General features: G+C 42.4%; 18 protein-coding genes and 1 riboswitch. Of the genes, 10 read left to right on the top strand and 8 right to left on the bottom strand.

Annotated features, from left to right (window positions below):
• Window positions 1-17: 17 nt before the first annotated feature.
• Window positions 18-2,675 (top strand): glycosyl hydrolase, encoded by a 2,658-nt coding sequence (locus tag V7S75_RS05665; protein WP_459512107.1) that lies wholly within the window; start codon window positions 18-20, stop codon window positions 2,673-2,675.
• Window positions 2,675-3,334: a DNA alkylation repair protein gene (locus V7S75_RS05660; RefSeq protein WP_459512106.1), complete on the top strand. Its 660-nt coding sequence runs from the start codon at window positions 2,675-2,677 to the stop codon at window positions 3,332-3,334. The genes V7S75_RS05665 and V7S75_RS05660 overlap by 1 nt, the downstream gene beginning before the upstream one ends.
• Before the next feature lie 75 nt (window positions 3,335-3,409).
• Here V7S75_RS05660 and V7S75_RS05655 read toward each other — a convergent pair whose 3' ends face one another.
• A complete protein-coding gene (locus V7S75_RS05655; RefSeq protein ID WP_459512104.1) occupies window positions 3,410-5,221 on the bottom strand; it encodes a glycosyltransferase in 1,812 nt (603 codons plus the stop codon).
• A 3-nt stretch (window positions 5,222-5,224) separates the two neighbouring features.
• Window positions 5,225-6,154: an isoaspartyl peptidase/L-asparaginase family protein gene (locus tag V7S75_RS05650; RefSeq protein WP_459512102.1), complete on the bottom strand. Its 930-nt coding sequence runs from the start codon at window positions 6,152-6,154 to the stop codon at window positions 5,225-5,227.
• A 128-nt stretch (window positions 6,155-6,282) separates the two neighbouring features.
• On the opposite strand from V7S75_RS05650, the gene V7S75_RS05645 reads away from it, so the two are divergent.
• The 4 genes from V7S75_RS05645 (at window position 6,283) to smpB (ending at window position 10,242) form a co-directional block, all read left to right on the top strand.
• Window positions 6,283-8,709 carry a penicillin acylase family protein gene (locus tag V7S75_RS05645; protein WP_459512100.1) on the top strand — a complete coding sequence of 809 codons (2,427 nt, stop codon included), beginning with the start codon at window positions 6,283-6,285 and terminating at the stop codon, window positions 8,707-8,709.
• A gap of 5 nt (window positions 8,710-8,714) precedes the next feature.
• Entirely contained in the window at window positions 8,715-9,059 is a 345-nt protein-coding gene (locus tag V7S75_RS05640; protein WP_459512098.1) for a hypothetical protein, read from the top strand.
• Between the two features lie 72 nt (window positions 9,060-9,131).
• The gene (locus V7S75_RS05635; protein WP_459512096.1) at window positions 9,132-9,722 is read left to right on the top strand and encodes an OmpH/Skp family outer membrane protein; all 591 of its coding nucleotides are present in this window, start codon (window positions 9,132-9,134) and stop codon (window positions 9,720-9,722) included.
• A gap of 58 nt (window positions 9,723-9,780) precedes the next feature.
• Window positions 9,781-10,242: an SsrA-binding protein SmpB gene (smpB, locus tag V7S75_RS05630; protein WP_459512094.1), complete on the top strand. Its 462-nt coding sequence runs from the start codon at window positions 9,781-9,783 to the stop codon at window positions 10,240-10,242.
• Here the strand turns inward: smpB and V7S75_RS05625 are convergent.
• The 3 genes from V7S75_RS05625 to V7S75_RS05615 are packed head-to-tail and all read right to left on the bottom strand — an operon-like array spanning window position 10,232 to window position 12,074.
• Entirely contained in the window at window positions 10,232-10,774 is a 543-nt protein-coding gene (locus V7S75_RS05625; RefSeq protein WP_459512092.1) for a CopD family protein, read from the bottom strand. The two genes, smpB and V7S75_RS05625, sit on opposite strands and share 11 nt — an antisense overlap.
• The gene (locus V7S75_RS05620; RefSeq protein WP_459512090.1) at window positions 10,764-11,507 is read right to left on the bottom strand and encodes a polyprenol monophosphomannose synthase; all 744 of its coding nucleotides are present in this window, start codon (window positions 11,505-11,507) and stop codon (window positions 10,764-10,766) included. The genes V7S75_RS05625 and V7S75_RS05620 overlap by 11 nt, the downstream gene beginning before the upstream one ends.
• Before the next feature lie 3 nt (window positions 11,508-11,510).
• On the bottom strand, window positions 11,511-12,074 hold the full coding sequence (locus V7S75_RS05615) for a DNA-3-methyladenine glycosylase I (protein ID WP_459512088.1): 564 nt from the start codon (window positions 12,072-12,074) through the stop codon (window positions 11,511-11,513).
• A 122-nt stretch (window positions 12,075-12,196) separates the two neighbouring features.
• A riboswitch (cobalamin riboswitch) is annotated at window positions 12,197-12,390 on the top strand.
• Window positions 12,391-12,466: 76 nt separating this feature from the next.
• On the opposite strand from V7S75_RS05615, the gene V7S75_RS05610 reads away from it, so the two are divergent.
• Window positions 12,467-14,407, top strand: coding sequence for a TonB-dependent receptor plug domain-containing protein (locus V7S75_RS05610; RefSeq protein ID WP_459512085.1), 1,941 nt, complete (start codon window positions 12,467-12,469; stop codon window positions 14,405-14,407).
• 30 nt (window positions 14,408-14,437) lie between these two features.
• On the opposite strand, the gene V7S75_RS05605 is transcribed toward V7S75_RS05610, so the two are convergent.
• Window positions 14,438-14,971, bottom strand: a complete 534-nt coding sequence (locus tag V7S75_RS05605; RefSeq protein ID WP_459512083.1) for a DUF4833 domain-containing protein — start codon at window positions 14,969-14,971, stop codon at window positions 14,438-14,440.
• A gap of 147 nt (window positions 14,972-15,118) precedes the next feature.
• Between V7S75_RS05605 and V7S75_RS05600 the strand changes: the two genes are divergently transcribed.
• From V7S75_RS05600 to infB, 3 genes are read left to right on the top strand one after another with little or no spacing between them, the layout of a single operon-like run.
• Window positions 15,119-15,658 (top strand): ribosome maturation factor RimP, encoded by a 540-nt coding sequence (locus tag V7S75_RS05600; protein WP_459512081.1) that lies wholly within the window; start codon window positions 15,119-15,121, stop codon window positions 15,656-15,658.
• An 18-nt stretch (window positions 15,659-15,676) separates the two neighbouring features.
• Window positions 15,677-16,924 carry a transcription termination factor NusA gene (nusA, locus tag V7S75_RS05595; protein WP_459512079.1) on the top strand — a complete coding sequence of 416 codons (1,248 nt, stop codon included), beginning with the start codon at window positions 15,677-15,679 and terminating at the stop codon, window positions 16,922-16,924.
• A 59-nt stretch (window positions 16,925-16,983) separates the two neighbouring features.
• Window positions 16,984-19,704, top strand: a complete 2,721-nt coding sequence (infB, locus tag V7S75_RS05590) for a translation initiation factor IF-2 (protein WP_459512077.1) — start codon at window positions 16,984-16,986, stop codon at window positions 19,702-19,704.
• A gap of 52 nt (window positions 19,705-19,756) precedes the next feature.
• Here infB and V7S75_RS05585 read toward each other — a convergent pair whose 3' ends face one another.
• Together V7S75_RS05585 and V7S75_RS05580 are read right to left on the bottom strand one after the other, a co-directional pair.
• A complete protein-coding gene (locus tag V7S75_RS05585) occupies window positions 19,757-20,863 on the bottom strand; it encodes a GNVR domain-containing protein (RefSeq protein ID WP_459512075.1) in 1,107 nt (368 codons plus the stop codon).
• 13 nt (window positions 20,864-20,876) lie between these two features.
• Window positions 20,877-23,372 carry an SLBB domain-containing protein gene (locus V7S75_RS05580; protein WP_459512073.1) on the bottom strand — a complete coding sequence of 832 codons (2,496 nt, stop codon included), beginning with the start codon at window positions 23,370-23,372 and terminating at the stop codon, window positions 20,877-20,879.
• Between the last annotated feature and the right edge of the window lie 25 nt (window positions 23,373-23,397).

Genomic DNA, 23,397 nt, shown 5'->3' with positions numbered 1-23,397 from the left:
AAAACGACATTCGGGTTATGAGAAAATTCGCATACCTAATTATATGTTTATTGATTTTAACAAAAGCAGCGGGAGCATCTGATCCTGCTGCTTTTTCTACTTCTAAGCCCTGGGCTTACTGGTGGTGGCCAGGTAGCGCAGTCAGCGAGAAAGGAATTACACATAATTTAGAGTCTTTCGCCAAAGCGGGTTTTGGTGGTCTTCACATCATTCCTATTTATGGTGCCAAAGGCTATGAGTCGGCATTTTTATCTTTCCTAGGCCCATCCTGGAAGCAGAAATTTGCCTTTGTACTTAAAGAAGCGCAACGCCTGCACCTAGGAATCGACATGACTTTAGGCACCGGTTGGCCGCTTGGTGGACCTACGATAAATGCCGCTGATGCCGCGAAACGCTACCAAATTGAATCCATTCAAATTGGTGCAAATCAAAGCTATAAATTACCTGATGCCGATGTACAAGCGGCTTCCGTATTCGTGGATGGGAATTTTGAGCAAGAATTAATCAGTGCACATGTGAGCCAATTCACCGCTGGACCTAAGGGTGCAACGATTTATGTGTTGGTGCAGAAGGGGACGGGCCAACAAGTTAAGCGGGCAGCACCGGGAGGGGAGGGATTAGTTATGGACCATTTTTCCAAAAGCGCCTTTGAACATTATCGTGGGGAATTTGTGCCTTTGCTTAAACAAGCTCATGCTCCTTTGCGTGCTTTGTATAATGATTCGTATGAAGTATATGGGGCAAATTATACCCCAAAATTGTTTGAGGCTTTTGAGCAATTGAATCACTACGATTTACGGAAACATCTGGATGTCTTGGCCAAACCTAAAGCAGAATCCGAGGATGAAAATGCTATTTGGGCGGATTACCATCGGACTTTATCTTCTTTGTTGTTGACCGAATTTACCCAACCTTTCGCAGGTTGGATCAAACAAATGGGCTTTGTGAGTCGGGATCAAGCACATGGCTCGCCTGGAAATTTATTGGATTTATATGCGTCTGTGGATATTCCTGAAACGGAATTCTTTGGTAGTAAATCGTTTGATATACCGGGTTATCAAGTGGATCCGGATTATGACACGATTCGTTTTGGGATCCCCGATGTTCGAAATTTAAAATTAGCCTCTTCTGCGGCGAATTTGACCGGCAAGAAATTGGTATCATCCGAGACAACTACGTGGCTAGGGAATCATTTCAAAGTTTCTCTTGCTCAGGTAAAACCTGTGGTGGATCAGGTATTCATCGGCGGTGTGAATCACTTATTTTACCATGGAGCAACCTATTCGCCACCAGAAGTCGCTTGGCCGGGTTGGTTGTTTTATGCGAGTACTAATTTTAATCCGCAGAGTCATTTTTGGGAGGCTTTGCCTTCGTTGAATCACTACATTGAAACGTGTCAAAAAATGTTGCAAGCTCATCAGACGGATTCGGATGTGCTGATGTATTTTCCGATGGAGGATATTTGGCATGAACGAAATGGTTCGGGGAAAATGCATGCCTTGGATTTGCATGCCAACAGCCGTGATTGGATGAAGAATACCTCTTTCGGTCGCTGGTCGGAGCACATGCAGGACAAAGGCTATCAGGTAGATTATATTTCAGATCAATTAATGGCGGGATTGCAGTTGACGCCCAAGCATACTTGGAAAACGAAATCCGGTTTAGAATACAAGGTTTTGTTAATTCCTGCCGCTCATTATGTTTCTCTTGAAACAATGGAATTATGGGCCAAATGGGTGAAACATGGCTTGCCTGTTTATTTTCTGGAACACCTGCCTTTGCAGGTTAATTCGTTTGGTTTGACTGAGGATGAGAAAGCTCGTTGGGCCATAGCTAAGGAAACATTATTGATGCATTGGGTTTCGGATCCAATCAATATTCTTGAGCGTTACCGTGTTAGTAGAGAAAGTATTGCCGATCAAGGCATTTCCTTTATTCGAAAGAAAACGGGAACGGGCGCACAGTATTTTGTCGCGAATCTTTCGAATAAGTTTTCCGATGGCATGGTGCAATTTGCCAAAATTTCTGGCGGTGTTGAATTAGTGGATCCGATGACAGGCGAAATTAAGAAAGCCAACTTGCGCAAGGATAAGCAATTCTATCTGCAATTAGCACCTGGTCAGAGTTTATTGGTTCGATCAATTCCTGTGACAAAGAAAGCCATTCCTACGGAAGCAGTGGCTAAGGTTTTTACGCCTTTGGTTCCTACCGCAAAAATCCAATTGAATTTTCCCCAACAGGTTTTGCCGGCGCAATCCATGGAATCCTTACAATTTTGGACTCAAGATTCCTCCACGCATGATTATTGGGGCAAAGGCACTTATGCCTTTGATTTTGATTTGTCGGCCGAGCAAATACCACAAGCAAAGGTCTTACATTTCGATAAAATCCGTGATTGGGTTCGAGTAAAAATCAACGGTAAAGAGCTAGGGCTTGTTTGGTCATTACCTTATCAAATCAGAATTCCTGAAGGTCTATTACAAGTAAAAAATCACATCGAACTAGAAGTGATGAATGTCTCGGCAAACCGCGTTCGGAAGTTGGATCGGGAGAAATTCAATTGGAAGAATTTCTATGAGATCAATTTTGTGGATATTCAATACAGACCTTTTGATGCATCAACTTGGGCAGTTACGCCGAGTGGGATTGAGGGAGAATTATATTTCAGTAATTAATGGGTTTTGTATCTGCTATCAAAGAGGCATTTTATGCCTTAGAAAATCCTGAAAATGCGCATTGGATGCGCTGGTATATGCGGGATCAATATCCATTTATCGGGATTAAAAAGCCTGAGCGCGCGCTTGTATTCAAGGATATTTATAAACAATGTGGGCAAGCGGAAGATTGGTTTGAAGTTTGTTCGGAGTTGTTTGCTTTGCCGGAGCGTGAATTTCAATATGCCGCCATGGAATATTTGTTGAAGGCGAAGAAATCTTGGGATGCGCGTGTTCCGGAGTTAATCGATCGCTGGGTGGATGCGAAAACGTGGTGGGATGTTGTGGATGTTTTAGCCCCCAAAGTCTTAAGTGAATACTTCATTAAGTTTCCCGATCAACGAGATATTTGGCTGGCTCGTTGGATGCAATCGCCTATTTTCTGGCATCAGCGTCTATGTATTCTATTTCAATTGAATTATAAAAGCCAAACGGATTTGAAGCTGTTGAGTCAGGTGATTTTATCTTTGAATAGCTCCAAAGAATTTTTTATTCAAAAAGCGATTGGCTGGGCCTTGCGACAATATGCCCGTACGGATGCGGATTGGGTAAGGGAATTTGTAGCAGAAAATGCTTTGATGCCTTTGTCGAAAAGGGAGGCTTTGAAACACATCTCCTAACTACCTTTGGCAAACCTTGGAGGATTGCCAAAGGTAAGGAGTTCTGGGCTCATTCGAGGAGCTAAAACTGATAATCTATTTCCGCTTTTTTAACACGGCTAATTCATGTGCTGTGTCGTAATATCCCCGCAAATTTGACCAGTCAAATGTATCCGCTATACTCTCCACACGGTTTCGTTGCGTGATGCGATCACGTTGGGTTTGCTGGGTGAACTTGAAAAGCATATTGGCTAATTGCTCTGCAGATTCTTTGTAGTTCTGTGTTTTACGATTCACGACACTCACGCCCCATTGCTCATAGTCGCGCATAATTTGCATCATGTAATCACCAAAACCCGATAGATCTGAAGTAACCGTAGGTACCCCGCGCGCCATACATTCTAATGGCGTATACCCCCAAGGTTCATAGTACGAAGGGAAGACACCTAAATGACAACCACGAACGAATTGGCCATAATCCAAGCCGAATAAAGGATTCGTCGAAACAATAAAATCGGGGTGATAAACCACCTTCACTTTATCATCAGGGTTATTGAGTAATTGCGTCCGATGCAAATTGCGAATGATGTCATCCTCTTGTTTTAATAAGTGCGTGACGACTTTCGGTCGGGCATTTGTTTTCCAAGTTTGTACTGTCCGACGAAGCCGAAGGCGCCAATATTCATCCACGAATTGATTTAAATCCGGCAATTGTAAATCGTTCGATGAAGCGGCTGCCTCGAATAATTTATCGCCAACTTCCTTTTGAATCGCTTGACAATTCTCGCGAATCTCATCCAAGACCGCACGGGAATGCAAGACTTCTGGATCAATGGAATGGTAAGGCTGCTTCGTAATGAAGAACATAATGACCGTTTTTTTCGATCCTGCTTCCTTCATTTTTCTGTTCAATATTTCCAGGGCATCGAGTGTGATGTCATAGCCTTTGTTGGAGTATTCAAATCGGCCCGAAGTAAATAAGTACAGCGTTTGGTCCAAATCAAATGCTTGATTCTGGAAGAAATGCCCCATGACAAAATCTGAAATTCGCTTTTTGTAGAGCGAGTGTAGATTTTGATGTTCGTGCATCGCTGCAAAGCGTTGGATATTTAAGCCATTCGGAAGAATTAATTCAGGAATCCGACCTAAAAATGCGACACATTCTTTCGCTGTAATGTCAGACACGGTTGTTAAAACGTCGGCTTTTTGTGCTGCTGCCCGTTCGAAAGAAGCTTGCGCCTCAATGCCATAATGCACTGCTTCTTTATGCCAATCAAATTTGTCTAAAACGTCATAGAAGTTTGGCACATTCCCTGCTAAATAGCGGCCCAGCATGGTCGCATGCGTGGTGAAAACTGTCGATATTTTTACTTTGTCCTTCTTTAAATCTGGCAGGCAGGTCGAGGCCATCCACTCGTGGAAATGAACGACGATGTCTTTTTTGGATTTATTTTCTGCGGCAAATTGGGTCAGAAAAATGCGAATGAGTTCACCTAGCGCGATGGTTTGGTTGACCAATTCTTCTACACCCAAAGTCGAAATTTTATGGTTCTCCCAGATTTTTCCCTTGATGACATCCACTTGATCATACATGGAGGCAATATCGAAAAGTATAATTTTGGGTTTACCAGTAATCAACCAGTTTCCATAATGCACCTGCAATCCCAGGGCCCGCATGGATAAAATGGCACGCCCGATGGGGGATTCATCGGTCACTGGCAATGCTTCAAATTCAGCCGCAGCCGTTTGTGGGAAGTATGGACCCAGTAATAAGTAATCATCCCCCCATTTCTCCACCATGGAAGGGACTTTAGTCCGAATCACAGTATAAATTCCCCCTACTTGGTTGCAAGTTTCCCAAGCAACTTCAACTAAAAACTTCTTCTTTTCGGCTACTTTCTTCTCCATAAGCTAGATGTATGAGGCACTTTCAATGACTTGGGTCATGCCGTTTTTGGTAATCGTATAATTAAATCCTTTTTGGATGGCATAGGCGCCTACATCCCCTTTTTTGTTGATCGCCAAATAGCCCACTTGGAATTCTTGGTATTTATAGCGCTTCACAATTCGCATAATTGCTGCCTCACATGCCTGCTGCGGCGTCATGCCTTGGCGCATAAATTCAACAATCAAAAAAGAACCGAGGGTCTTCATGACAAATTCGCCTAAACCTGTTGCGCAGGCACCACCCACTTCATCGTCGCAAAACACAGCGCCGCCGATGATGGGCGAATCACCCACCCGACCGTGCATTTTAAATGCCATCCCGCTTGTTGAGCATGCCCCAGCGATTTCACCTGCTTTTCCTAAGGCAAGCAGGCCTATAGTATCGTGGCGTTCAATATTCACTTTGGGTTCATATTTGGCCACTTTTTTCCATTCCTCCCAGGCTTTACGGGATTTTTCGGTTAATAAATCTTGTTTCTTAAATCCTTGTGAAAGGGCAAATTGTAAAGCTCCTTCGCCTGAAAGCATGACGTGTGGTGTTTTTTCCATAACAGCCCGCGCCACCGAAATGGGGTGCATGATGCCTTCCAAAAAGGTCACCGAACCCGCATTGCCCAAATGATCCATGATGCAAGCATCCAAAGTTACATGGCCGTCGCGATCAGGATAGCCACCATAACCCACGGTCGTTTCATTTGGATCAGCTTCAGGAACCCATGCTCCAGCTTCTACACCGTCAAGTGCTTTGCCTGTTTGTAATATTTTGTCATATCCTGCTTTCGTCCCCGCTTCATTTTTCCAGGTGGCAATAATGACAGGCTCAGGATTTTGAACCTTAGTTGTACCTACAACACCGAGTAAACCTGCCGTTTGTAAAAATGATCTTCTTTTCATGGGTGCCGTTTAGCGAAATTTATTTAAAGATAATTTATTTGTTGATTGTACAACTATTGTGTAAAATTGTCTTTCTAAAATAGAAAAAAATCTTTGAAAAATCATTATTCTCCTATCTATATCAACAAATGAAATTCATTAAATCTATTTTTCCACTGATTTTAGCTATTCTGGTTACAATTGGATGGGACAACTCTTGGGGGACGATTCCGCCATTTGGTAAACTTTTAAGCCCTTTTCATGGATTTTGGATCAATGCTGAAATGGCAGGATCTGAGGAAATGAGTGAGGAAGAATTGAATATTCCTGGTTTATTAAAGCCCGTAAAAGTTGTCTACGATGAGATGGCGATTCCGCATATTTTTGCTGAAAATGACCACGATTTATTTTTAGCGCAAGGCTATGTGACTGCCAAAGATCGTTTGTGGCAAATGGAGTTTCAAACACATTTTGCCGGTGGTCGAATTTCTGAGATTGTAGGAGAAAAAGGCTTGGCTTCTGATCAGTTCCAACGTCGCATGGGCTCTGTTTATGGTGCCGAACAATCCTTTGAAGGAATGAAACAAGATCCACAAGCGAAGGTAGCTTTGGAGGCTTATTCGGATGGGATTAATGCTTACATCGCTTCGCTTTCTGAGCGCGAGTTGCCTTTGGAATATAAACTTTTGAATTATAAACCAGAGCCTTGGACACCGATCAAAAGTGCCTTGTTTTTGAAAAATATGTCTTTTGTATTAGCCTCAGGCACGGATGATTTGAAAATGACAAATATCCTCCGCCAATACGGTCGGGAAGTGGCAGAAGATTTATTTCCAAATTACCCCTTTGAAGAGAGTCCAATTATTCCTTCTGGAACTCCAGTGGATTTTAAACCTGTTCCCATTCCAGCAGCTCCTAAAGATTTTATCGGCTTAGGAAGTGCGATGCAAACACCTGAAAAGGATCCCAATATTGGTTCAAATAACTGGGCCGTTTCGGGAAATAAGACGGTTTCGGGGATGCCTATTTTGGCAAATGATCCTCATTTGACGCTTTCATTGCCTTCTATTTGGTACCAAGTGCAATTGGTTGCGCCGGGAGTTAATGTGTATGGTTCTACGATGCCGGGTACACCCAACGTGATTACGGGTTTCAATAAAAATATTGCTTGGGGGGTGACCAATGTCGGTTCTGATGTATTGGACTGGTACCAAGTGAAATTTAAGGACGCTTCTAAATTGGAATATTGGCATGATGGCAAATGGAAAAAAACCAAATTGCGGATTGAGACATTTAAAATCAAAGGCAAAAAGGATTTTGTCGACACGGTGTTTTTTACCCACCATGGTCCTGTGGTTTATTTAAGTCATGAGAAGGCGTTTAAATCCAACATCCCCGTGGGACACGCTTTACGCTGGATCGCGCATGAGAAATCACAAGAGTTAACCACTTTCTATCGTTTGAATCGTGCTAAAAATTACACGGATTACGCGGAGGCATTGCGCTATTTTTCAGCTCCTGCTCAAAACTTTGTTTTTGCGAGTAACGAAGGTGACATTGCGCTTTGGGTGAATGGAAAGTTTCCGTTGAAGTCGAAATTGCAAGGAAAGTATTTGATGGATGGGACGGATGCGGCGGCCGACTGGAAAGGATTTATTCCACAGGCGCACAATCCACATGTCAAAAATCCAGCCCGAGGATTCGTTAGTTCCGCGAATCAATTCTCAACAGATCCGAGCTATCCGTATTATTTAGGTTGGCAATATGCGCCATCCGAGCGTGGCCGACGCATCAATGAACGCTTGTCGGCAATGCAAAAAGTGACCATTGACTCCTTGCGCGGATTGCAAAATGATAACTTCAACATCCGAGCAAGAAAATTATTGCCTTTGTTGATGCGTTCCGTAAAATCGAATAATCAGGCATTAGGGGTATTGAAAGGATGGAATTTGCAAAATTCACCGGAGTCCATTGGTGCAACAATTTTTGAGACATGGGTGCTTAATTTGCAGTCGGCATTATGGGATGATGAATTTGCGGCTGACGAAAAGGTTCCGATGAATCGTCCAGCGATAGATCGTACGATTCATTTAATTGAACATGAAGCCAATGCACGTTGGTGGGATAATGTCAAAACAAAAGGTCAGAAGGAGACGATGGACCAGATTATTTCCACTTCTTTCCAGGCAACGGTAGATACCTTGGTGAAACACCATGGTCCGATAGGGCCAGCATGGGCTTGGTACAAACACAAACAAACGGGTGTTCGCCATTTAATTCCGGGTATGGATGCCTTGAGTCGTTTAAATATTCCCATTGGTGGGGGAGGTTCCATCGTGAACGCCGCAACCACAAAGACGGGTCCATCTTGGCGATTCATTGTCGAATTATCGAAAACAGGTAATCCGAAAGCTTATGGTGTTTACCCAGGTGGACAATCAGGAAATCCAGGCAGCGTGCATTACGATGATTTAATTGATACTTGGGCCAAAGGAGAGCTCCGTCCCTTGTTATTTTTAGAAAATCCGAATCAATCGTCAAGTCGCATTCGCAAGACAATCACTTTATCAAAATAATCATCATGCAAAGCAATACATTACGTATCATCATTTTAATCATTGTCGGCGCGCTCGTAGGCTTCTATTTGCCTTGGTATGCCATGGGAATTCAGGCGGGCGTTTTGGCCTATTTGTTGAAATTTCCTGTGAAAAATTCATTTTCCATCGGGTTCATTTCAGGGTTTTTACTCTGGGGTGGTTCGGCATGGTGGTTGAATTTTTCGAATCCAAGTGCCTTGCCAGCTCGAATGGCTTCTTTGTTGCCGTTGCAGGGGCGTGTTGCCTTGCTATATTTGGTTACAGGCCTGATTGGGGGAATCCTTTTGGGATTTTGGACAATGGCTGGCGCTCGATTGAGACAGAATTAGTAAAAATTTAGGACAATCAAGACAGAGATTGTATATTTACCATTAAATCCATTTATAATTAAAATTAAACTCGTGAAAAATTCAAGTATCTCTTACGTTTGGTTAGCAGTTTTAACACTTGCTGTCGCTTTTTCATTCTTCAAGCCTACGACAGGTGCGGGTTCTGCAGGAGCAGGCGTAACCGCTGAAGGCAAGCGCATCGTGTTTGTTAATTCAGATTCATTGTTGACGAATTACCAATTTTACAAAGACGCTCAAAAAGAGTTTGAAAATAAAGGATATCGTTTACAAGTAGATTTAGGTCAAAAAGAGCGTGCTTTGCAAGCAGAACTTCAAGCTATCCAACAACGTGCGGCAGCGATGACGCAAGCGCAATTACAAGCCGCTGATATGACTTTGAAGAAAAAAGGTGCTGAATTGCAACAATATTCACAACAAAAGCAGGTTGAATTAGGTCAAGAGCAAGCAAAGAAAAACGAAGAGTTATACAACAACATTCGTGAGTATATCGCAAAAGTGAACAAGGAAAATAAATACGAATTCGTTTTAGGTTATTCTAAAATTGGTGGTGGTATCTTGTTCGCAGATCCTTCAGTGGACGTAACTCAGAAGTTGGTTGACGGATTGAATAAAGAATACGCAGCGAAGAAAGCTGAGAAATAGATTTTAAATTTTTAAGGAGCCACGCAGCCTCGTAGCTGTGTGGCTTTTTTATTTCGGTATGGCAAAGGATAAAATCCAAAAGCAAGTTGAAATTAAAAACCGTCGAGCATCCTTCGAATATGCATTCTTGGATACCTTCACGGCTGGGCTTGTTTTGACCGGAACAGAAATAAAATCCATTCGCCAGGGCAAAGCGAATTTGACGGATGCCTATTGCATATTCTTTCAGGATGAGTTATTTGTGCGCAACATGCATATTTCTATGTATGACGAAGGCACCCATTTCAATCATGATCCCTTGCGCGACCGCAAGCTATTGCTATCCAAACGTGAACTAGCAAAATTGCAAAAAGAGTTGAAAAATGTAGGTTTGACTATCATTCCTACCAGACTTTTTATTTCCGATAAAGGTTATGCCAAACTGAACATCGCCTTAGCGAAAGGAAAGAAGTCGTTTGATAAGCGAGATGATATCAAAGAAAAGGATATCAAGCGTGAAATGGATCGCTCTATGCGTTAGATCGAATTTTCTTAACGATCGTCACAGCCGCCATAATCACAATGGCGAAGGCAATAAATCCACCAATTCCCATTACCATGTCAAAGGTATTTTTAGCAATGACTAAGAATACAACCGCAACTAATAGGATGGTTGCAATTTCGTTGAATAAGCGCAATTGGCCACTTGTTAAAATGAATTCTGCTGCTCGGAATTTGCGAATGAGGTGTCTGCAAACAAAATGGTAGATAGTAATGCAAACAACAAAGGCTAATTTTAGGTGGAGCCAACCGTGTGCATGAAAATTATCCCACCAAGTTAGGTAAATCATGGAAAGGCCAGTCAACCAAGTAAGCCACATCGCAGGAATCATGATGGCATTGAAAAGTAGCTTTTCCATTTTCTCGAATTGCTTCGATAAAATATCTTTTGTTTGCGCGTCTTTATCTTGCGCTTCCACATGGTAAACCAATAAGCGTGGTAAATAGAATAATCCTGCGAACCAGCTCACAACAAAAATAATGTGCAATGATTTTAGGAAATTATAATCCATTATTAGCTTGATAGCGTTTAAATAGGCTGTTGACTTTTAACTGAATCACTCCAAAAATAGCTTCTTTGAAGATGTTCGCCGACATCTTGCTTTCGCCTTTCGTGCGATCGGTAAAGATGATTGGGACTTCAATCATCTTGAATCCGTATTTCCAGGTCGTGAATTTCATCTCAACTTGGAAAGCATATCCGATGAACTTGATTTGATCTAAGGGAATAGTCTCTAAAACCTTCCTTCGGTAACAAACGAATCCCGCTGTTGCGTCTTGAATAGGCATGCCCGTTATAAAACGTACATAAAATCCTGCGAAGTAAGACATTAAAACTCGACCAATGGGCCAATTGACTACATTGACACCATTGATATACCGTGAACCAATCGACATAAATGCGCCTTGGTTTGCACAAGCATCGTATAATCGAACTAAATCATCTGGATTATGGGAGAAGTCGGCATCCATTTCGAAAATATATTCGTAGGATTTATCTAAGGCATATTTAAAACCCGCGATATAAGCGGTTCCAAGGCCTAATTTTCCTTTGCGTTCGAGTAAATGAATGCGATCTGGATGTGCTTGTTGGAGTGTTTTCACACATGCCGCCGTGCCATCTGGGGAACCGTCATCCACAATCAAAAGATCGAAAACAGGCTCTAAGCTCAACACCTTCTCGATGATGGCTTGAATGTTTTCAATTTCATTGTAAGTCGGAATGATGACGATCCGCGTATTCATAGGTTATTTCTTGTAACAGTAACAGCTAGTTATATGGTCGTTTACGAGGCCTGCGGCTTGCATGAAAGAGTAACAAATGGTAGGGCCCACAAACTTGAAACCTAATTTCTTGAGATCTTTACTGATGCGAACAGACAAGGCTGTTTGAGCAGGTAAATCCTTATGCTCTGTAAACTGATTCGTGATGGGTTGCTGTTGGACATAATCCCAAATAAATCGGTCAAAGCTACCAAATTTTTCCTGAATTTGAATAAAAGCGCGTGCATTCGTCCGAACAGCTTCGATTTTTAATCGATTTCGGATGATTCCTGGGTTTTGAAGACAATTTGATAAATCGGCATCCGACCATTGGCTTAAAATGGCTAGGTTGAACTGAGCAAATGCCTCGCGGAAATTTTCTCGCTTTCGTAAGATGGTAATCCAGGATAGCCCCGACTGGAATCCTTCCAATACGAGGAGTTCGAATAATTGTTGGTCGTCATGCAAGGGTTTGCCCCATTCTTGGTCGTGGTAAGCGATGTAGAGTGGGTCATTTCCGGGCCAAATACAGCGAGTGGGAGAGTTCATAGGGTGATTAGGTTTGGGGTAAAAATTCCGAGGTTAAAACCTGGGGGTTATAAGTACGGGTACAAAAATTGCTAAATTTTTATTCATTGCGGCATGGTTAGGTATTATTATCAGTTTATCGTTATTTTGTAACAGTTTAGGGTGTTGCCTGTGTATCTGCATAGGCTACTTAATAGGGAATTTAGTGAAATACTAAAACTGTCCCCGCAACTGTGAGATTCCATAATGCTTTTCATTTCAGGTCACTGGCTTCGGCTGGGAAGGCAGAAAAGAAACGGAATTGAGTCAGGAGACCTGCCTTAGATGATTCTTAACCTTGTATCACGGAGGATGCGATGGGGTTGAGCGTTCGATTACCTTTTTATTTGATCGCCTGAAAGGGCAAAAAAAACATGTTCAATATTCGATTGACGCTTTTGACAGCGTTCTCCTTCGCATGCCTACCTACTGTGTATGCGGAGAAAATGGCTATTCGCCCGGATTCCTTATTAACGGAAGTTCAAGTGAAAGCCTCCAAGTATCCGGCTAAATTAAGCCAAACAGGAAAAGTAGTTTCTATCATCAGTCAAGAACAAATCCAAAAAAGTCTGGGTAAAAATCTTGGCGAATTATTGCAAGAGCGCGTTGGAATCTCTATTGTGGGAGCTCGTAGCGCACCCGGAAGTAATCAGGAAGTTTACGTCCGCGGTTCAAATACAGGCAATGTCCTGTTGTTGATCGATGGCTTTCCGGCTAACGATCCTTCTCACATCTCCTCGGTGTTGGATTGGAATTTAATTGATTTGGGGAGTTTGGAAAGAATCGAAATCATGAAGGGCGGACAATCTACGCTTTATGGTTCAGATGCGATGGCCGGTGTGATTAATTTAATTACTCGAAAGTCGGGTTCATCACTTAGCCTACAGGCAGGTGGCTTAGGAACGCATGCGGAGGCGTTTCAAACTCAGAAAACAATCAAAAGTTTGAAATTCGGTCTTGCCTTGAAAAACTTTCAAACGCAAGGCTTTTCTGCCGCGGCAAATCAGTCGGAGAAAGATGGGATGGGCCAACAAAACATTCGGGTGAATCTGGGGAGTGCGATAGGTAAACATGCCGACTGGGATTTGTATTACCAAAGCGAATTTTATCAGGCGAGTTTAGATGGTGGTCCATTTACAGATGAGCGAGATTATACGGCGAAAGCATCCAACCATGCCTTTCGTGCTCAATTTCACCAGCAATTTGTTCAAGGGGATTTATTTGTTCGTTTGTTTCAAGATATAACACATCGTTTTTTTAGAAATGATTCGACTGACATTCCTGATAATGCTTGGTCAAATTACAGCGAATCGGCATATGTGGGTTTAAATCAAGGAGCTGAAAGCTATGTGAAATGGAAATTACCTGCCGGAATTCAAACGGTGGCCGGAGTCGAGTTTCGGAATCAGTCGACGGCCCAAAGTGATTATTCGATCAGTGCATACGGACGCTATGATTCACCAGTTTTAGCAGCTTCTTTGGCGAATATTCAATTATTGGGGACTTATGTGACGTTTGAAAAGCACCAGGAAGATGTTTGGGGTTTGGAGCTAGGTGGCCGTTTAAGCAATCATTCCTTATATGGGAATAATTTGACCTACCATGTAAATCCGTATTTATACCTTTGGCCAAAGGGGAAATTGTTTGCGAACTATTACAGCAGTTTTAAAGCGCCATCCTTGTATCAGTTGTACTCACCTTATGGGAATAAAGACTTGAAAGCGGAACAAGGCAAAACCTTTGAAGCGGGTTTTGAACAGAATTTGGGACCGCTTTATGTGCGTTTGGTAGGCTTCCAACAAGATGTTCAGGATGGAATTGTATTTCAGTCGATTGCTGTAGATCCTTATGGACGTTATGCCAATGTGTCGAAGCAGAACACAAGTGGAATTGAGTTAGAGGCGCGCTATACATGGAAGGGATTCGCTACGGAATTAGGTTATACCTACTTGGATGGCAAGATGCACAATCAGATTGATGGAAAGGATACAACCTATTCTGCGCTGATACGGAGACCCAAACATCAGCTTTCTTTGCGTGTAAATCAGCAATTGACCGAAAGGTGGTCGGCGAGTGTGTATACGCAATATGTGGGGGAACGTACCGACTATTATTATGATGATGCGACTTATCAAACGCAGAGCGTGATTTTGCCTGGCTATGTCTGGACGGAATTGCAATCGACTTATGCATTGAATAAGCGCTGGCGAGTACAGGCAATATTGAAAAATGTATTGAATCAAATGCCGACAGAAATGTATGGGTATTCGGGGCAGCCGCGTAATTTGCAGCTTAGTTTATTAGGTACTTTTTAATTGAAAATAGCTCCGAAAGGGGCTATTTTTTTAGGGTTTAAAGCGTTCGTATACGTCTTTCCCAGAGATTGGATCTTTACCAAAGAGTTCAATGTAGTTTACGGAGGGCATCATGTGGCTTTCGTCGACGCTGACAAAAACGCGTTTGAGAATTTGCAATTTTCCGTTGATGGGGAATAAGGCAATTGGCGTTCCGCGCGGGTCGAGTTTCACGACAAATTTACGTTTACGATACGCAAGGAAATAGCCCTCAAAAGCATTGACTTCAGATTTGATCGCATCGGTATAAAGGCCATAGGCCAAGGTCCGTTGGATGGTACTTAGTTCTTCTTTTTGTCCTTTTTCGCCATAGCGAATCCAATAGGTATGAACGGGATCTTTAGCATTTAGCGATTTATTGGCCAGTAAATTAGCATCGTAAATGACCGTATTCGCATTGGAGCTTCGTTGGATGTAAAACAAGCGAATGGGTGAATCGGGTGGTGTTGGAAATCGATCGACCGGATTTGCCTGGGAGGCAAGCCATGTGCAAATGAAAACGATAAGCAGGCAGATGCGATTCATGTAATAGCTTGTGGGTAGGTCAAGTCAAGTTCCTTGGTAAATGCTTTTCGAAATTAGTGAAATATTTTGGACAAAATGAGCATTTGTATAATCTGATATTAGCTACTTTATGCTGATATGTTGCATTTTGGAAAAATTTGCCTACCTTTGCCAAGGAAATTTAAGAAAGAAGAGGGGTTTTTAATCCCTCTTTTTGTTTTCAAGGTATTGATGGAAGATTTAAAAACGAAGATTAACGGTTGGATTCAAGAGTATATCGGTGATGGTCCTATATTTTTAGTGGATTTGTCGATAAGTAAGGGGCTCAAACGTTCGTTAGTGACAATTCTTGTGGATACCATGGAAGGGATTACCATTGATGCTTGCGCATTGATGAGCCGGAAGTTGGCCCATCACATCGAGGAGAATCTTTGGATTGAAGAAGCCTATAATTTAGAAGTTTCATCGCCAGGATTGGATTTCCCTTTGACGCAGGGTTGGCAGTTTGAAAAGAATGCGGGTCGTACGGTAAAAGTGTGGTTGAAGGATGGGGAAACCGTTATGGGAACCTTGCAGGGGCACACGGCAGATTCGATTCAGGTGTTGACGGAGAAGACGGTAAAGCATCGTAAAGTAGTAGCGAAGGAGCCAACGACGTTTGGTTTGTCAGCGATAGATAAAATAAGAGTACAAGTTTCATTTCAATAAAAAAACGTAAGGATAGCAATGAACAGTGTTGAATTAATTTCGTCATTTTCAGATTTTGCTCGGGAGAAGAACATTGATAAACCGACTATGATTTCGGTTTTGGAAGAGGTTTTTCGTACGATGATTCGCAAGAAATTCGGTTCCGATGAAAATTTCAATGTCATTATCAACCCCGAAAGTGGAGACTTAGAGATGTGGCGTACGCGCGAAATCGTGGACGATAACTCAGAAGATATTTGGGATTTTGATAAAATACCTTTGGCGGAAGCTAAGTTGATCGAGCCGGATTTTGAGATTGGTGAGGAGGTAGCTGAATTGATCAAACTAGAGGATTTTGGTCGTCGAGTGGTTCAAACTGCTCGTCAAACCTTGATTCAACGTATCAAAGATATCGAGAAAGAAGGCTTACATGATAAGTATAAGGATTTGGTAGGGGAGTTAGTAACTTCTGAAGTATATCAAATTTTAGGTCGTGAGTTGATCTTGTTAGATAACGAAGACAATGAATTGGTTTTACCAAAAGGCGAAATGATTCCTAAAGATCGTTTCAAGAAAGGTGAGACGATTCGTGCAGTCATTCATAAAGTTGAAATGTCAAATGGTACGCCTCGTATCATTTTATCACGTGTTTCTCCGGTATTCTTGGAGCGTTTATTCGAGCAAGAAATTCCAGAAATCTACGATGGTACGATTTCGATTCGTAAGATTGTTCGTGAACCAGGTGAGCGTGCGAAAGTGGCTGTTGAGTCATTTGACGATCGCATTGATCCTGTAGGAGCTTGCGTGGGGATGAAAGGTTCACGTATTCACGGCATTGTTCGCGAATTGCAGAATGAAAACATTGATGTAATTAATTACACAGATAATTTAGAATTATTGGTGGCGCGTACGTTGAGCCCAGCGAAGTTAAATTCGATGGCTATTGACAAAGAGCGTCGTCGTATTTCGGTTTATTTGAATTCAGATCAGGTTTCTATGGCGATTGGTCGTGGAGGTCAAAACATCAAATTGGCAGGTAAATTAGTTGGATACGAGATTGATGTATTCCGTGATGTACCGAAAGAGGAGATGGATGATGAGGATGTAGAATTGACAGAATTCTCCAATGAAATTGAGGCTTGGATTTTGGATGAGCTTCACAAAATTGGATTGGATACAGCGAAGCAAGTGTTGGCTTTATCTAAAGAAGAATTAGAGCGTAGAACGGAATTAGAAGAGGGAACCATTGAGGAGATCTTAGCTATTTTACGTTCTGAGTTTGAGTAACACATGCGCTGTATCGAGTAAGAATTTTAAATTGAAAGCATAAGTATTTAGTAATTTATATGGCAGAAGAGAAGACAATGCGATTAAGTCTTGTAGCAAAGCAAATAAACATAGGAACGTCTACGATCCTACAGTTTCTTTCTGCTAAAGGACATAAAGTCGATAACAACCCGAATGCAAAGCTTAATTTCGAGCAATTGAGTTTGTTGGCAGCAGAATATGGTGCAAACCATTTGTTGGCAACAGATGAGGCTCCTAAAAAGCCTGTTGAGGAGCTTGTCGTGCCAGCTCCCGTGGTTGAGGAGAAGAAGCCTGAGCCGGTTGCTGTAGTAGAAGTTACTCCAGAGCCTGTGAAAGAAGTGGCTCCTGCAGTACCTGAGGTGAAGGAAGAAACGCCGGAACCTGTAGCTGAAAAGCAAGTTGGCCTAAAGGTTTTAGGTAAAATCGATTTGGACAAAAAGGGCAATCCAGTCCCTCCAAAACCAGCACCGAAACCCGAGCCCGTTGTGGAGAAAGCTCCAGAACCCGTTGTGGAGGAGAAGCCCGTTGTGGAAACTCCTGTTGCGCCTGTGGAGGCAATCGTTACGCCAGAAGCAGCGCCAGAGGCTCCTGTCGTAGAAGATATTCAATTGATCGAGGCCAAAGGGGAAACTTTAAAAGGTTTAACCGTTCTAGGTAAGATTGAATTACCTGTAGACAATGGCCGCGATAGCCATAACAAACATAAGCGTAAGCGTATCGTTAAGGAGGAGAAAAAGCCAGTTGTGAACGAACAACGGCCTAATCCGAATGCGGCTAATAATAAAAAGGATTTTGGTAAAAAGCCTGCTCCGGGAGCTAAGCCAGGAGGACCTCGTGAGGAACTTTCTGACAAGGATATTCAAGAGCAAATCAAGGCTACGATGGCGCGCTTGCAAGGTGCGACAAATAAGCAAAGTTTTGGTGCAGATAAGCGTCGTGTAAAACGTCGTGAACGTGCGGATGCGGAAGAGGCACGCCAAATGGCTGAAGATGAAGAAGCAAAAGTATTGAAGGTAACGGAATTCGTTTCTGCGAGTGACTTAGCTTCTTTAATGGATGTTTCAGTGAATGAAGTTATCTCAACTTGTATGAGTTTGGGTATGTTCGTTTCGATCAATCAGCGTTTGGATGCGGAAGCGATTACGATTATTGCGGATGAATTCGGATACGAAGTCAACTTCATTTCAGCGGAAGAGGAAATCGACGCTGTGGAAGAAGAGGTGGAAGATGATCCAGCGGATTTAGTTCCTCGTGCTCCGATCGTAACCATCATGGGTCACGTTGACCACGGTAAAACATCCCTTTTGGATTATATCCGTAAGTCAAAAGTAACTGCAGGTGAAGCCGGTGGAATCACACAGCACATTGGTGCATATTCTGTAGAAACCGAATCAGGTAAGAAAATTACGTTCTTAGATACTCCGGGTCACGAAGCCTTTACGGCGATGCGTGCACGTGGTGCGAAGGTAACGGATATCGTTATTATTGTGATCGCAGCGGATGACTCGGTCATGCCACAAACGAAGGAGGCAATTAACCACGCGATGGTTGCGGGTGCTCCAATCGTCTTTGCATTCTCGAAAGTGGATAAAGATGGTGCCAACACGGATAAAGTTCGTGAAGAATTAGCGACCATGAATATGTTGGTGGAAGATTGGGGTGGTAAATACCAATGCCAAGAAATTTCATCTAAATCAGGTTTAGGTATCAATGACTTGCTTGAAAAAGTATTGTTAGAAGCTGAAATGCTTGAGTTAAAAGCCAATCCTAAGAAGAAAGCTATCGGTTCTGTTATCGAGGCGGAATTAGATAAGGGTCGTGGATATGTTACCACGATGATGGTTCAAGACGGTACCTTGCACGTAGGTGACATGATGTTAGCAGGCGACAATTACGGTCGTGTGAAAGCCATGTTTGACCACCACGGAAATAAGATTAAAAAAGCAGGCCCATCTACGCCAGTACAAGTACTAGGTTTAAATGGTGCTCCACAAGCAGGTGATAAATTGATCTGTTTGGAGAACGAGCGTGAGGCGCGTGAGATTGCCAACAAGCGTGAGCAGATTTTACGTGAGCAATCATTGCGTACCCGTAAGCACATTACCTTGGAGGAAATTGGTCGTCGGAAGGCGATTGGTACATTCCGTGAATTGAACGTGATTGTGAAAGGTGACGTGGATGGTTCAGTGGAGGCCCTTTCGGATTCCCTATTGAAATTATCGACGGAAGAGGTTCAAGTACGTATCATTCATAAAGGTGTTGGACAGGTTTCTGAGTCGGATGTGGCTTTAGCTTCTACATCAGATGCGGTGATTATTGCTTTCCAAGTGCGTCCTTCGCAGAATGCGCGTCGTATGGCGGATGCAGAGCAAATTGAGATTCGTAACTATTCGATTATCTACCAAGCGATTGATGAAATCAAGGCGGCTATGGAAGGTATGTTGGCTCCTTCGTTTGAAGAAGTTGTTACGGCGAACATCGAAGTGCGTGATGTATTTAAGATTTCGAAAATCGGTACAGTTGCAGGATGTTATGTCTTGGACGGAACGGTGAAGCGTGCACATAAGATTCGTGTTATTCGTGACTTCGTTGTGATTCACGACGGTGAGATTTCAGCCTTGAAGCGTTTCAAAGACGATGTGGCTGAGGTGAAGTTTGGCTACGAATGTGGTATGTCGATCAAAGGATTCAATGATCTAGAGGTAGGCGACAACTTAGAGTGCTACGAAATGAAAGAAGTAAAACGTACCTTGAAATAAGAGGAGCGTAATTAAACGTAAAAGCTGTCCGTCAATCGACGGACAGCTTTTTTTATGCAAGTAGTTCACGCACGTTGGCTGTCTTAAAAAACACCCCAATTAATGCGGTAAATAGTCCTAATAATAGTGATCCCGCTGTGATGAGTGTCCGTTTCGGGCTTGAACGTTTTAATGGGATTTGGGCGGGTTCTAATACCTTGAATACAGGTGTCTCTTTCTGTAATTTAATTTTAGCCTCCGTCGTTTGATTCGTTAAATTAGAATACACATTAAAAGCTAAATCAACTTCATATTGCAGCTTTTTACCTTGATCTTTGGCCACATTCAAAAATACATTTCGATTCTGGTCTTTGTAGTTCGATAGTGTGAAAAGGGCTTGGTCATAGCGTTTACGCGCTTCGACTTGTCGGTCTATCAAAAAGCTTAGTTCCTTGCGTGCTTTTTCAGTACGGTATTGAATGATGTATTTACGTAATTGGGTTAATACGAGATTCGCCAAATTTGCCGACACGACCGGGTCTTCCGTGTTTGCCGTGATTTTGATTAGGTTATTCTTCTTGTCGACTTCCACAGACACGGCTTCTCTTAATTCTTTTAACGCGGTAGTTTCTTGTTTCGAGATATTGATTAAATCCGAACTTAAAACTCCTTGAGGAACACTGATGTTTTCAAGGTCATTGGCTGCTTTACTTTTGTCTTTCTTGAAGATTGGTATTGGGGCATTTGAATTATCCTGTTTGAGATAGTCGGCCAATTTAATAAACTTTTTTTGTCTCAAATTGTAAACTTGCGATTGACTTAGTTCGAGTAAAAAAGGAACACTTTGGACAATTTCTGGGTACATGGCTGGTTGGATGGCATCGGCTCCTGCCATCGCACCATTTAAGTTGATGCCTGCTAATCCTGCCAAAGAGGATAATCCTCCTAATCCTCCACTGCTGGAAGAGCCACCTAATTTTGAATCAACTTCAGGTAATAATTTTACTTGCGCTTCATATTCACTATCCAGTGTTAGCGAAAAAAGAGCACCTAATGCAGTAAAGATTAGCGTGACAAGTAAAATGGTTAGTTTATACTTGACAATGGCATTCCATATTTCAGAAAAATTGATTGCAATTTCATCCGAATGAATAGGCTGGGGGACGTTTTGTTCGTTCATGTCGCTTGGCTGTTTACTTCGGGATGTTGTTAATCAATGTGATAATGGCAATCGAAACAGAAACTAAGCTAGACGTTAATCCGATTGCTTCGGCGGGCGTTAGCCCTTTCTTGCGATTCTCTGGAAATGCAGGAATGACAATTTCTGAACCGGGTTCGATTCGAGGGTTTTTCTTGAAAATAAGGAACTTTCGAATTTGATTCGAAACGCCGTTCGCATAGGTTACATACATTTTTTTGCGGTTCGCATTGACTGTATATCCTCCCGCTTCAGCAATGTATTCCTTTAACGAAAAATCTTCCTTATAACTTACGGCTAGTGGGTTTTGAACCGCACCCGTCAGTTTGACTGTTTGTAATAATCTTGGGATTGTTAACTCATCACCCGCCATTAATTGGAGGTTTTCTTGGGATTCAGGATTCTCGAGGATCTCTTTTAAATTCACCCCGACTGTCATCGTTCCCCGAATTAATTTACCTCCTTCTAAATACCCTTCTGTCCGTAATCCCCCCGCTCGTTTGATCAAATCCGAGATGCGTTGTTGGTTATTTTCAATCGCATAAGAACCTGGGAAATTAACCATTCCGACGATTTTTACAGATCGTTGTTCTTCATAGTTGGGTGCCCGACGAATCGAAATAATGTCAAAGGGTTGCAATGCGATTTGATTTCCATCATTGGCAATTTTCAAACTGCCATCAATGGCAAAGCTGATGATTTCAATTTTTGAAGCTTTAGGGTCGGTTGTACCATGTGTGATGATGCGGCGCGCTAATTCTAAATTCGCATAACTTGCGGATTCTTTTAGGCCTTTGGCCTGTAAGATTAAATCGGCAACTTTCATGCCCTCTTTGTATTCAAATTCACCAGGTGCATTCACTTCTCCCACGATGTTGACATAGCGTTTTTCGCGTAGATTATTGATTGAGTAGACTTGCAAAACATCTTCGCGTTGTAGACTGATGTCGCTTGCCTCTCCGCGTAATATTTTTCCTAAATCTAGGGATATCACTTCGGGATCATAATTTTCTTTCCGACGGGTCAATGTAGCCCGGTTCAAAAAGGCGTCTTCCCGTAGTCCCTCTGATTTTTTAATAAGATCTTTCACGGTATTCAACCCTGCTTCGATCGCGTAATTGCCCGGTCTGAAAACAGCACCTTGCACCTCTACGCGGTTTTCGTAGCGTTCAATGATGGTACCTACGGTATAAACATCTCCATTGTTTGGTAGGAATGTGTCCACCTCATCTTGACTGATATTCAGTAATTTAATCTCTCTTGAGGTGTTTCTGCGCACATTGATTGTGTAGGTATAGGCTTTTTCAGTGAAGCCTCCTGCATAACGCAATAGGTCTTTGAAGCTTTCCCCTTTGACCATTTCGTAGATGTAGGGGCGTTTTACTTCGCCGTTAAGTTCTACACGATTTTCATAATCGCCCACACGGATAATGTCTTGGTCGTTTAGGTGAATGTTGTCTTTTTGATCTGCACGTAATAAGAAGTCATATAAGTCAAGTGTACGAATGACCTTATTTCCTCGGATAACGCGGATGTTTCGGAAGGATCCGTTGCGATTGGGACCTCCTGCTAAATACAAGGCGTTAAATACGGTTGCCAAAGAAGATACCGTATAAGATCCTGGGAAGTTTACCTCGCCAGTTAAAATAACCTTAATGCTTCGTACGCCTGCGAGTGTTACTTGAGCAGATGAGCCACTTCCTGGTTTATTCAAGCCTTGATAAAGCTGACGCAATCTGCTGATGATACGTTCCCCTGCGGCATCGATTGATAATCCATTTACATAAATGGGACTTAGGTTTAGGATTTTAACTGTGCCTTCAGGACTAACCGTTACTTTGAAATTGTCTAAAACATCCCCGAAAATATGGATATCTAATTCATCATCAGGTCCTAATTGATAATTTTTTGGTGTTGCAATCCGCATATCCGGCTCAAATGTGAGTTTATCATTCTGGAATAGGCTGGCTCCAAAAATCTTCTTGTCGAGCGAATTTGCAACGCGTTTCTGTAAATTATTGTATTGATTTACAAGACTATCATTGTAAATATCCAAGGGTTTAGCAAGTAATTTGCGTTCCTCCAAATTTAAGGGGCTTTCATGCAGGATAGGCTGATTTACTCGTGCAGGATTATTGATTACAAAGGTTTTAACACTTCTGCTTTCATCGCTACTGGAAACCTCTTGATTTTTTGATTTGTTACTAGCTTCTGACGCCGGAGTTTGGATAGTGGCCATACGCTCACGCATTTTGGCAATATCTGCAGAGGTATATCCTTGCGTTAAGGCTGCTTTTTCAATATCGCTTTCCGACATGCCGCTTGCCTGAGCCTTATCCATGAAAAGTTTCACTTCTGAATCTGAAAGGTCGTCAACATTACGTTTGATCCCTAAGTTGAACTGAGCCATACCCGCATGTGAAAAAAGCAGGCATAGGATGCAGGCGATTCGAGTGAGTAGGGGACTAAGGTTTATTTTAAACTGCATCATGTGCTTTCAATATTTCAGTAAAGGT

This window comes from Aquirufa sp. TARAVU-A1A, assembly GCF_054558675.1.
The sequence above is the reverse complement of the archived record's forward strand: the minus strand, read 5'-3'. Positions and strand labels throughout refer to the sequence as shown.